Annotated in this window: 9 protein-coding genes and 2 pseudogenes; 7 read left to right on the top strand and 4 right to left on the bottom strand. The window is 73.0% G+C overall.

The window, feature by feature from the left end:
* The 6 genes and pseudogenes from E1258_RS34070 to E1258_RS25320 form a co-directional block, all read left to right on the top strand.
* Positions 1–902: pseudogene (locus tag E1258_RS34070) on the top strand (hypothetical protein); the annotation flags it as partial.
* 20 nt (positions 903–922) lie between these two features.
* The gene (locus E1258_RS25340) at positions 923–2,065 is read left to right on the top strand and encodes a hypothetical protein (RefSeq protein ID WP_132405532.1); all 1,143 of its coding nucleotides are present in this window, start codon (positions 923–925) and stop codon (positions 2,063–2,065) included.
* On the top strand, positions 2,062–2,808 hold the full coding sequence (locus tag E1258_RS25335; RefSeq protein ID WP_132405528.1) for a DUF6182 family protein: 747 nt from the start codon (positions 2,062–2,064) through the stop codon (positions 2,806–2,808). Before E1258_RS25340 ends, E1258_RS25335 begins: the two co-directional genes overlap by 4 nt.
* Positions 2,805–3,428 carry a LysR substrate-binding domain-containing protein gene (locus tag E1258_RS25330; RefSeq protein WP_207919706.1) on the top strand — a complete coding sequence of 208 codons (624 nt, stop codon included), beginning with the start codon at positions 2,805–2,807 and terminating at the stop codon, positions 3,426–3,428. Before E1258_RS25335 ends, E1258_RS25330 begins: the two co-directional genes overlap by 4 nt.
* The gene (locus tag E1258_RS25325) at positions 3,425–4,198 is read left to right on the top strand and encodes an alpha/beta fold hydrolase (RefSeq protein ID WP_207919705.1); all 774 of its coding nucleotides are present in this window, start codon (positions 3,425–3,427) and stop codon (positions 4,196–4,198) included. Before E1258_RS25330 ends, E1258_RS25325 begins: the two co-directional genes overlap by 4 nt.
* Positions 4,195–5,040 (top strand): class I SAM-dependent methyltransferase, encoded by an 846-nt coding sequence (locus tag E1258_RS25320; protein ID WP_132405524.1) that lies wholly within the window; start codon positions 4,195–4,197, stop codon positions 5,038–5,040. The genes E1258_RS25325 and E1258_RS25320 overlap by 4 nt, the downstream gene beginning before the upstream one ends.
* Positions 5,041–5,096: 56 nt before the next feature.
* Here the strand turns inward: E1258_RS25320 and E1258_RS25315 are convergent, their stop codons facing one another.
* Positions 5,097–5,900: an SAM-dependent methyltransferase gene (locus E1258_RS25315; RefSeq protein WP_165949901.1), complete on the bottom strand. Its 804-nt coding sequence runs from the start codon at positions 5,898–5,900 to the stop codon at positions 5,097–5,099.
* 168 nt (positions 5,901–6,068) lie between these two features.
* On the opposite strand from E1258_RS25315, the gene E1258_RS33560 reads away from it, so the two are divergent.
* The gene (locus E1258_RS33560) at positions 6,069–6,458 is read left to right on the top strand and encodes a VOC family protein (protein WP_165949900.1); all 390 of its coding nucleotides are present in this window, start codon (positions 6,069–6,071) and stop codon (positions 6,456–6,458) included.
* A 62-nt stretch (positions 6,459–6,520) separates the two neighbouring features.
* Here E1258_RS33560 and E1258_RS25310 read toward each other — a convergent pair whose 3' ends face one another.
* From E1258_RS25310 to E1258_RS25300, 3 genes and pseudogenes are all read right to left on the bottom strand, one after another.
* The gene (locus E1258_RS25310) at positions 6,521–8,050 is read right to left on the bottom strand and encodes a GMC family oxidoreductase (protein WP_132405520.1); all 1,530 of its coding nucleotides are present in this window, start codon (positions 8,048–8,050) and stop codon (positions 6,521–6,523) included.
* A 79-nt stretch (positions 8,051–8,129) separates the two neighbouring features.
* On the bottom strand, positions 8,130–9,329 hold the full coding sequence (locus E1258_RS25305; protein ID WP_132405518.1) for an acyl-CoA dehydrogenase family protein: 1,200 nt from the start codon (positions 9,327–9,329) through the stop codon (positions 8,130–8,132).
* A gap of 360 nt (positions 9,330–9,689) precedes the next feature.
* Positions 9,690–10,118: pseudogene (locus E1258_RS25300) on the bottom strand (transposase); the annotation flags it as partial.
* Between the last annotated feature and the right edge of the window lie 325 nt (positions 10,119–10,443).

Here is a 10,443-nt window from a genome sequence, read left to right as displayed (position 1 = left end):
GCCTGGTGGTGGACGCCACCGGCGGTCGCGCGCAGGCCCGGCGATGGCTCGCCGCCGTCGGGGTGGACGTCGGCCAGGACGAGACCAGCCCCACCGAGCTGCGGGTCTACTCCCAGCACTATCGGCACCGGGGGCCGGCGGGGCCGCTGAACCGGGGCAACGCCGCCGGCTTCATCGGGGACCACTACGGCGCCGTGCTGCACCCCACCGGGCGGGACACCTTTTCCGTCGCTGTCGGCGTGCTGCCCGAGGACCACGCCCTCGCCGTGCTGCGCCGGCCGGACGCCCTCACCCGGGTGCTGCGGGTGACCCCCGGCATCGACGCGTGGTTCCGGGTCGCCGAGCCGGTCGCGGAGTCGCCGGTGCGCGCCATCACCTGTCCGCCGAACGCGCTGCGCGCCGCCGCGGTCGGGCCCCGGCCGGTGCCGGGCCTGATCCCGGTGGGCGACGCGGCGTGCGTCACCGACCCGCTCTACGGCCGGGGCATGTCGCTGGCCCTGACCCACGCCTTCGCGGTGGCCGACCTCGTGACCCGACACTGCGCCCCGGACCCGGCCCAGGCGCACGCCGCACGACGCCTCGCGCGCGAGCTGTTCCTGCCCTGGTACCGGCAGGCGGTGGTGGACGGCGCCGACCGGGTCGCGCACTGGCGGGCAGCCCTGCACCCCGGTCGGCCCGCCCCGGCCGAACGGGCGGGGACGCTGCGGGCCGTCGGCCGGGCCGCAGCCCACGACGCGGTGCTCTGGCGCGGGGTGATGCGCGTGCTGATGGGGTTGCGGGAACTCGCCGAGGTGTGCGCCGACGACCAGTTCGCCCGGCGGCTGGCCGCCACGGCGGTGCCCGACCGCCCCGCCGGGGGTCCCACCCGCGCCGACCTGCTGGCCGCGATCGGCATTGATTGAGATGGATTGACATGGTGCCGATGTTCGCCGCTGAGGCACGCCCCGCCGAGGGGCGGCGCGCTCGGATCCTGGTCGCCCCGGTGACCGTGACACCCACCAAACCGCTCACGCCCAGCCACCTCAAGGGCCTGCTCTGGACCGACGTCCTGGTGCGGGCCACGGCCGCGCTCGCCGACGTCACCCACCTGGGCAGCCACACCGCCTTCCACTCGTGCGAGCAGACGGTCGGCTTCTGGGAGTTCCTCGACCGCACGTTCGGTGACCTGGACTACTCGGCCTGCTCCGACGAGGACATCGGCGAACTGTACGTCCGGTATCGGCGCAGCGGGCAGACCCCCACGGCCGCAGCGTGCCGGCCCTACCTGGAGGCGCTCGACGAGCACTCCTGGGTTCACCCGGCCAGCGCCCGCGTGCTGGACATCTGGCAGGACCAGTACGCCCAGCTCGGCATGGCGGATCCGGGACTGACCCGGCACCAACCGCCCGGCCTGGCCCTCGAGGAGACCATCGCCCGGCTCGACGCCGAGGGCCTCTGCGTGGACCTGCGCCGCCTCGGCGGACCCGTCTACCTCGACCCCACCCGGTGGGGAATGCCATTGCGACGGATCGTGGCCGCCGACGGCCGGCCGAACTATCTCGCCTGCGCCCTGCGCCAACTGCTGCCCCTGGTCCCCGACTACGACGAGACGGTGCTGCTCTGCGACCGCGAACTCCAGCCGGACTACGTCCTGCTGCAACGGGTGCTCACCAAGGCCGGCGCGACGGTGCACCGGGTGACCCTGGGCCGGGTGGCCATCGACGGGCAGATCGACTCCGCCCGGCACGGTGGCTGGCACCGGCACACCGCCGCCGCCCTGCTGCGCGCCGCCGGAGCCGGGTACGACGAGGCCGCCCTGCGGTTCGGCCTGCGGCTCTACTTCATCGCCGTGCTCGGGCCCGGCACGTCCGTACCGTTCAGTTTCGACCTGCTGCACCGGTCCCTGCGCCGCGCGCGGCTGCTGTTGACCGACGACGGCGGGGCGACCGGCACCGACCTGGCCGACCTGGTGGGCCGGCACCGTGGCCGGCACCGGTACGTCGACCCCTATCGGCTCACCAGCGGCCTGCTCGCCCGGCGCCAGCGCCGGCCGGGGCGGGAGCTGATCCGGACGGTGTTCGCATGATGCTGGGCCAGCGCGGGCTGCACCGGCACGCGGCCGGGCGCCTCGCCGCCTGCGCCCCCGAATTGGCCGCCCGCCACGACCTGGACACCATGGCCGGTCTACTCGCCGCCCGCCACGAGATCGGCGCGGACCCGGCGCTGGCGGCGACCGCCGTCGCGGTGGTCCTGCGCCGCTTCGCGCTGGCCGACCTGGTCCGGGAGTGTTGCGCCTTCGCCCTGGGCCTGGACGAGGCGGCGATGACGGCGTGGCGGCGCTCCTTCACCCGTGCCGTCTTCCTCGTCGGCAACCCGGCCAACCTGCGTGACCGCTTCGCCTTCGCGCACGTCGCACCGGACTCCTCGGCGGCCTGGACGCGACCCGCCACCGACGACGCCACGGCGGCCCTGCGGCGGCTGCTCAAGGCGCTCGACGCGCCGGCCGCCCTCCGCGCCGCGCCACGGTCGCCCGTGCCCGTCGGTGGCCCGCTGCCGGCGGCGGGCGCGGCCCGGCCCGGGGCGCGACTCGACCTGCACGTCGCGACGGCGGGCGTGACCGTCGTGACCGCCCTCGTCGAGGTCCACCACCTGCTCGCCGAGGCCGTCGCCGACGGCCTGGTCGAGGCGGGCGACTCGATCGTCCCGCACACCGTGCCCCGGTTGGTCGGTCTCGACGAGCCGCCGGCCGCTCTCCGCGTCGGCATCGACCCGCTCGCCCCCGACCGGTGGTACGCCGCCGCCGCCCTGACCGTGAGGAGAGGAAGTTGACCCCACCGCCCACGCTGCGTTTCGGATACCACGGCTCGCTGCGCGCCGCGACGGCGATCGCCCGAGCCGGCGCCGCCGACGGCCAGGACATCCGGCTCAGCGAGTACGACCTGACCGATCCCTTCCGCGACCTGCGCGCCGGCGACCTCGACGTGATGATCGTGAAGTTCGCACTGCGCGAGGACGACCTTGATCAGAGCGCGGTGCTGACCACCGACCCACGGGTCGCCGTCGTCGGCGCCCACCACCCGCTCGCCGACCGGTCGTCGGTCGCCATCGAGGAGGTCGCCGAGTTCGACGGCTTCCAGTGCCCCGGCGCGTTCCCCGCGTACGTGTGGGACCAGGTGGTCCCCCCGCGCACTCCCGCCGGCCGGCCGATCCGCCGGCGCCACCGGCTCGTCGACGCGGCGACCATGATGGCCACGGTCACCGGCACCGACGCGGTACACGTGTCGCTGGCCTCGCTCGCCGACGTGGCCGTGCCGACCGTACGCGTCGTCCCGGTGCACGACCTGCCGCCGGCGCCGGTCACCCTGGCCTGGGTGCGCGGACGGACACCGGCGCACGTGCTCGCCTTCGTCTCCCGCGCCGAGACGGCGTGCGCGGGGAGCGTGCGGTGAGCACGGCGGTCGTCCTGCTGCACGCCCTCGGCGTCGACGCGCGGATGTGGGACGCCCCGCGGGCCGAGCTGAGCCGCGCCGGTCATCAGGTGCTCGCCGTGGACCAGCGGGGTTACGGCGTGGCCCCGCTGGGCGACGCACCGCCGTCGCTGGACGTGGTGGCCGACGACCTGGCCCGCCTCCTCGACCGCCGGGGCGTGTCGGACGTCGCGCTGGTGGGCTGCTCGATGGGTGGCTACGTCGCGATGGCGTTCCTGCGCCGGCACCCCGGCCGGACCAGCGCCCTGGCCCTGCTCGCCACCCGGGCCCAGGCCGACGACGAGGCCACCGCCGCCCAGCGTCGCGCGATGGCCGAACTGCTGGCGGACCCCGGGTCACGCTCCCGCGTCCACGACGCCACGGTGCCGAAGCTGCTCGGCGCGACCACCCGCCGCACGGCACCGTCGGTCGCCGACCGGGTGCGCGCGCTGGTCGAGGCGGTCGACCACCGGGCGGTCGCCTGGTCGCAGCGGGCCGTCGCGGAGCGCCAGGACGCCACCGACGTGCTGCGTGGCACCCGGGTGCCGGCGGTCGTGCTGGCCGGCGACGAGGACGAACTGGTGTCCCGCGCGGACGCGCGGCGGCTGGCCGACCTGCTCCCGGACGGAGAGCTGGTGACCCTGGCCGGGACGGGCCACCTGGCGCCGCTGGAGGCACCGCGGGAGGTCGGTGCCGCCCTGCGCGGCCTGCTCGACCGGCGCGGGGCGGCGCTGTCGGAGGTGCGGCGATGACGACCGACGGCGGTTCCTCGTGGGGCTACGCCACCTCCACCGGTCTGGCCTTCACCCATCCCACTATCGTGGACGCCCATTTCGACGCGTGCCGGGAGGCCTACTCCGGCCTGCTGGCCGACGTCGGGATCGCGCCGGGCTGGCACGTGCTGGACGCCGGCTGCGGCAGCGGCTCCTTCGTCCCGCTGATCGCCGACGTGGTGGGTGCCGCCGGCCGGGTGACGGCCGTGGACCTGGCGGCCGAGAACGTCGCCGCCCTGCGCCACCGGGTGGCGCGTACCCCGCCGCGCTGCCCGGTGTCGGTGGTGCGGGCCTCGCTGCTGCGCCTGCCCTACCCCGACGACTCGTTCGACGCCGCCTGGTGCGCCAACACCGTGCAGTACTTCGACGACGGGCAGCTCGCCGCCGCGCTGGCCGAGCTGCGCCGGGTCGTGCGCCCCGGTGGTCTGGTCGCCGTCAAGGACATCGACGCGGCACTGATCACCGCCTGGCCGGGCGATCCGTTCCTGTTCTCCGACTTCTTCCGCTTCGCCGCCGCGACCTCCGACTACGCCCGCCAACTGCTGCGCTCTGCCGAGCTGCACCGGTGGCTGCGGGCGGCCGGCCTCGATCCGGTGAGGCAGCGCACGGAGCTGATCGAACACTTCGCCCCACACCCACCGGCCGCCCGTCGCTTCTACCGGTCCTCCTGCGCGCAGCTCGCCCAGCAGGCGACCCGCCTTGGCGCGCCGGGAGACTGGTCGGCGCTCGCGGATCCCGAGGATCCCCGCCACCCGCTGGCCCATCCGCACAGCTACATCCGGGAGGGCAACGTCCTGTGCGTCGGTTCGGTGCCCGGGTGACCCCGGCGTGCCGGGCGCCCGTCACCCGGCGGGTGAACGGGCGCCCGGCGGTTCCGTTACGGCTTACGCGCCACGCCGACCCACATCGGCAGCGGGCGGGGGCCGGTGACGGCCACGTCCGGCCGCCAGTCCGGCAGCTCGACCACCCCGGGCTCGACGGGCTCCAGGCCCGGGAAGAACAGGTCGGCGGCCTCGCTGCGGGTACGCCGCACGACGGACTCGCCCCACTGCTTGTTGAGCTGCTCGAAGGTGGCGTCCATCGCGTCGTCCCCGTCGGCGCGGGCGAAGTGTGAGAACGCCACGTAGCTGCCGGAGGGCACGGCGTCGAGCAGGGTCTTCATGATGCGCGCCGGGTCCTCCTCCTCGGTGAAGAAGTGCAGGATTCCGAAGAGGACCAGCGCGACGGGCCGGTCGAAGTCCAGCGTCGCGGCGGCGTCGCGCAGGATGCCCTCCGGGTCGTGCATGTCGCCGTCGATGAAGGCCACCGAGCTGGTGGGGATTCCGGCCAGCAGCTGGTGGGCATGGGCGATCACCACGGGGTCCCGGTCGACGTACACGACCTTGCTCTCCGGCGCGATCCGCTGGGCCACCTCGTGCACCGGTTGCGCGGTCGGCAGCCCTGTGCCGATGTCCAGGAACTGCCGGATGCCCGCCTCGGCGGTCAGGTAGCGAACGATCCGTACGAGCGCGGCGCGGGCGCCCCGGATGTCGACCCGCACGTCTCCGCCCGGCCAGTTCGCGAACGCGAACTCGGCGGCCTGCCGGTCGGCCTCGAAGTTCGCCGTCCCGCCTTGCAGGTAGTCGAGTACCCGGGCGACGTGGGGCACAGTGGTGTCGAACGAAACCTGCTGATCAGTCACAACTTCCTCCTGGACGGGTTGGGATTCCGCATTTCGACCCTCCCAGGAAGACGCCGGACCGGCCTCTTCCGTATTGCCGAAGGTTTCCCGCCCGGCGCCGATGAGTCCGGCGGTCCGCGCCGGTACGTATTCATGGCGGGACACAGCTGGACATCGAGGAGCAGACTGATGGCGAGTGCAGTGACCGTCCGCTTCGGCGGCCTGGTGATCGGGTCGGCCGACCCGCAGCGGCTGAGCGCGTGGTACCACGCGGCGCTTGCGCCCGACTCGGAGCCCGGTGACGTGCTCGGGCGCCCGGTGGTAGAGGTCGGCGGAGCACGGTTGGTGTTCGACAAGCGGGCCGACGTCGCGGACGCCACCACGGAGCCGGGCCGGATCCTGATCAACCTGTTCACGCCGGACATCCAGGGCGCAGCCGCGCATCTGGAGGGCTTCGACGTACGGTGGGTGCGTCCGGTGGAAACCCTGCCCGACTTCGGCTCCGTCGGCACCTTCACCGACCCCGACGGCAACTACGTCCAGTTGCTGTCCCCCGCGGGGCCGCCGGCCGGCGCGTAGCGGCCCCTGAACCCGTGGCCTGCCCCCGTCCCCCTGGGGGGCAGGCCACGTTCGTGTCGGCGTCAGCGCAGCAGGTCGGCCACTCGTTCGCCGATCATGACAACTGTCAGGTGGGTGTTGGCGCGGACCATGTGCGGTAGCACCGAGGCGTCCGCGACGTACAGGCCATGGATCCCGTGCACGGCGCACCGGTGGTCGACCACCGCGTCCCGATCGCCCGACGGTCCCATCCGGCAGGTCCCGGCCGGGTTGTACGCACTGTCGACGGCCGCTTCGACATAGCGGTCGAGGGCGGCGTCGGAGTCCAGGTCCGCCTCGGTCAGCACGGCGAACCTGGCCGCCTCGGCGCGGATCGTGGGCTGTTCGGCCAGCGCCCAGCAGATCCGCAGGGCGTGCCGAAGCAGCGGATAGTCCCGAGGGTCGGAGAGGTAACCGAGGTCGACGCGGGGGGCCACCGTGGGGTCGGCCGAGTCCAGGGTCACCCGGCCGCGCGACCACAGACGTCGCGCCACCGCCATCACCCCGAAGACGCGGCTGGCGCCGGAGAGCCGGCGCAGCTCCGGGAACTGGTGGGTCAGGTCGAAGTGGTTGACCGCGGCGTAGTACATGTCGTTCGTCGCCGGGGAGCCTTCCGCGGTGGTCCGCAGCACGATCTGGCCGGTCGACGTGCCGTAGTTCTCCGAGCCGGGTCTGGGCACCATGAACACGCCGATGCGGGGCTGGTCGGTCAGGTTCGCCCCGACCCCGGGCAGGTCGGCCAGCACGTCGATGCCGTGGCGGCGCAGTTGTTCGGCCGGCCCGATGCCGGAACGCATCAGTATCGCCGGGCTGTGCACCGCCCCCGCGGCCAGGATCACCCGGTCCGCCAGCACGCGCCGTCCGCCCGCCCGTATCCCGACGGCCCGGTCGCCGTTCAACAGCACGCGCTCCACGGGGACCCCGCCGGCGACGGTGAGGTTGGCACGCCCCCGGCACGGCTCCAGGTAGGCGGCGGTCGACACCCGGGTGGCGGCGTCGCGGCGGTGCGACGGGATCGGGCCCACACCGGTCGAGTCCGGAGCGTTGTGATCCGGTGACAGCGGGTATCCGGCGTCCACGCAGGCCCCGTGGAACGCCCGCTGCACCGCGGTCAGCTCGTCGGCGCGCCACCGCCGGATCGGGACCGGGCCGTCCGTGCCGTGGTATGGCCGCTGGCCGAAGTCCAGGTCGTCCTCCAAGGCGGTGAAGAACGGCAGCACCTGCTGCCAGGACCACGCGGAGCTGCCGACCGCGTCCGCCCACTCGTCGTAGTCCGAGGGCATGCCGCGGATCGCCACGGTGTTGCCGATCGCGGAGGACCCACCGGCCACCCGGCCCTGCGGGAACCGGATGGACCGGTCGCCGGTTATCCGGGCGGTGAGCCCCCAGTCGTGGCCGGTCAACGCCATTCGGTTGCCGTCGAGCAGGTCCGGTGGAGTACCGTCGACCGGGTAGTCGGGGCCCGCCTCGATCAGCAGGACCCGGCGGGCCGGGTCCTCGCTGAGCCGGGCGGCGAGCGGTGCGCCGGCACTTCCCGCGCCGATGACGATGTCGTCATAGTGCTGCGCGATCATGACGTCCCTTCTGGTGGGCAGGGTGGTAGGAGGGTCACTGCGCGGCCGACGTCTGCGGCTGATCGGTGTGGCACCCGGGTCACCGACGCATGGCGAGTTCGCCGCCGAGCAGATAGAGGCCCGCCATCTCGAAGTGCGAGGAGCTGAGCGCGATGTGCTTGGTGGCGGTGTGTACGTCGCGGAAACACCGTTCGAGTCGGCTCGTCTCGTACACGGAGCTGGACCCGGCGAGGTCGTACATGGTGTCCACGACGCTGACCGCCTGTTCGGACACGGTCGCGCCGGTGAGCCGGATCAGGCAGGACAGCTCGTCTCCGCCGGTGCCGCCGGCCTCCTCGGTGCGGGCCGCGGCGTCGTGCAGCAGCACCCGCGCGCCGTGCACCAGCATTTCGGCCCGGCCGACCTTGTCCTGCACGGTGTGGCCGGCGGCGAGCACGGTGGTGCCGCTCGCCGGCACCTTGCTCCGGGCGAGCGCCACGAAGGAGTCGATCGCGTCGACCGCCAGACCCAACGGCACTGGGGCCGTGGTGAACGGGCCGAAGTCGAAGTAGCTGACGGGGTACGCCCGCGCCGGGCGGTCGCGTGGCGGCCGGGCCATCGCCGTCCTGGTGGTGGACAGGTCCTCGGGGACGAACAGGTCGGCGACGCGGTAGTGGTTGCTGCCGCTGGCGCGCAGGCCGATCGCGTGCCAGGTGTCGCGTATCTCGACGGCGTCCTTCGGCACGAACAGCACCACGATCTCCGGACCGTGCGGGCCGACGACCCGTTCGCCGCCGGAGGTCAGGAAGGCCATGCAAGCCAGCCAGCCGGCGTGGGCGCTGCCACTGGCGAACGACCACTCGCCGGAGAGCCGGTAGCCGCCGTCGACCCGCTCGGCGGAGCCGAACGGCTTCACCCCGCCCACGACCAGCCCGTCGTTGTCCTTGAACAGTTGGCGGGCCCGGTCCTCCGGCAGGTAGTCCGAGAGCCGACCGATCGCGCCCTGGACGCCCATCTGCCAGGCCACCGAGGCGTCGATGCGGGCGAGTTCCTCCAGCACGGCCATCCCGGTGCCGAGGCTGACCTGCTCGCCCCCGAACTCGCGCGACACCCACATCCGCGGGATCCCGGCGTCACGCAGGGCCTCGTAGACGACCGCCGGGGTGACCCGGTTCCGTTCGCCGTCCTGGCGGTGCGCCGCCAGCAGCGGGGCTATCTTGTCGACTCGCCGGAGCCACTCCTGCTGTTCCGCCGTGCCGGCAGGGCCGGGTAGCCGTGGTCGGCTCACTGCTCCGTTCACAGCCGTCACCTCCTACGTGTTTCGTGGGGACGGCTCCGAGGCTATGGGTGGCCCTCCCAGGGGCCTACTTCTAGGTTGCCGCCGCCGGCCGACGGGTGCCCGCGGGTGCGCAGGCGCGCCGACGAGCCCCCGTCGAGCTTGCCCCTGGCCCATATCATCGGGTGGCGACGGTAGATGCCTTCGTCCTCCAGGAGACGACGACTGCCAGCTGACGACAAGCCCGAGGCCCCACAGACCGGCGACTTCCGACTGACCGACCACGGCGAGCTGGAGATCTTCGACGGCACCGGCTGGGTTCCCTACCCTTCGGTGCCCGACGTGAACCCCGGGCCGGTCATCCGTGACGAACCCCCGGGCGGAGGCGGCCATGACGATGACGGCCAACAGTAGCCCGAGAGTGTCGGTGACTACGCTGCGTTTACGACCGACGATCTTCTTGGCCGCGTCGGCTCCTTGTGTGGCGATTGGCGGGTTCGTGGAAGTCTTCACGCTCTGTGTATCGATGACCGCGGCGGTGGGCTGCGCTTCGCGGCCGGCCTTCACCCTGGCCAGGGCGGTCAGGTCGAGATTGAGCTGGGCGAAGATTCCTTCGTCGCGCCACGCGGCATAGTAGTAGTACACGGTGGTGTGTGGCGGAAAGTCATGAGGGAGGTACTTTCAGGGGATCCCGGTGCGGTTGACGTAGAGGATGGCGTTGAAAACGTCCCGGACGTCGGTGCGGGCCGGCTCGCCGGTGGGCCGACGGTCGAGGCGGGCTTGCTGCCAGGCGAGCAGGGTCGGTGCGATCAAGGTTTAACGGGCGTCGGAGATGTCGCTGGGATAGGCGCGGCGAGCGGTCACCGCCAAGATCCACCCTGGACAGACCGGATGGGCCCGCGGCAGATGGTAGCGGCGAGTCCGGGTCATGTCTACGTCAGACGGAATTCAGGGCGCATCTGCTGACGAAACAGGCGCTGGGAGGGCGTTTGAATAGGTTTTGTAGGCCTAAGAGCGTGTTTGAGATGGGGTTGATCAGGTCCAGGTGAAGGTGCGGCGGGCTTGACGTCGTGCCGGTTGACCGCGGGTGATGCGGCGGGTCATGCCAGCGATGGCGGCCCAGCGGATGAGCGCTTCG

The sequence above is a fragment of the Micromonospora sp. KC207 genome (assembly GCF_004348615.1).
Classification (GTDB): Bacteria; Actinomycetota; Actinomycetes; order Mycobacteriales; family Micromonosporaceae; genus Micromonospora.
Note: the sequence above shows the minus strand (reverse complement) of the source record. Positions and strands in the feature narration are given on the sequence as shown.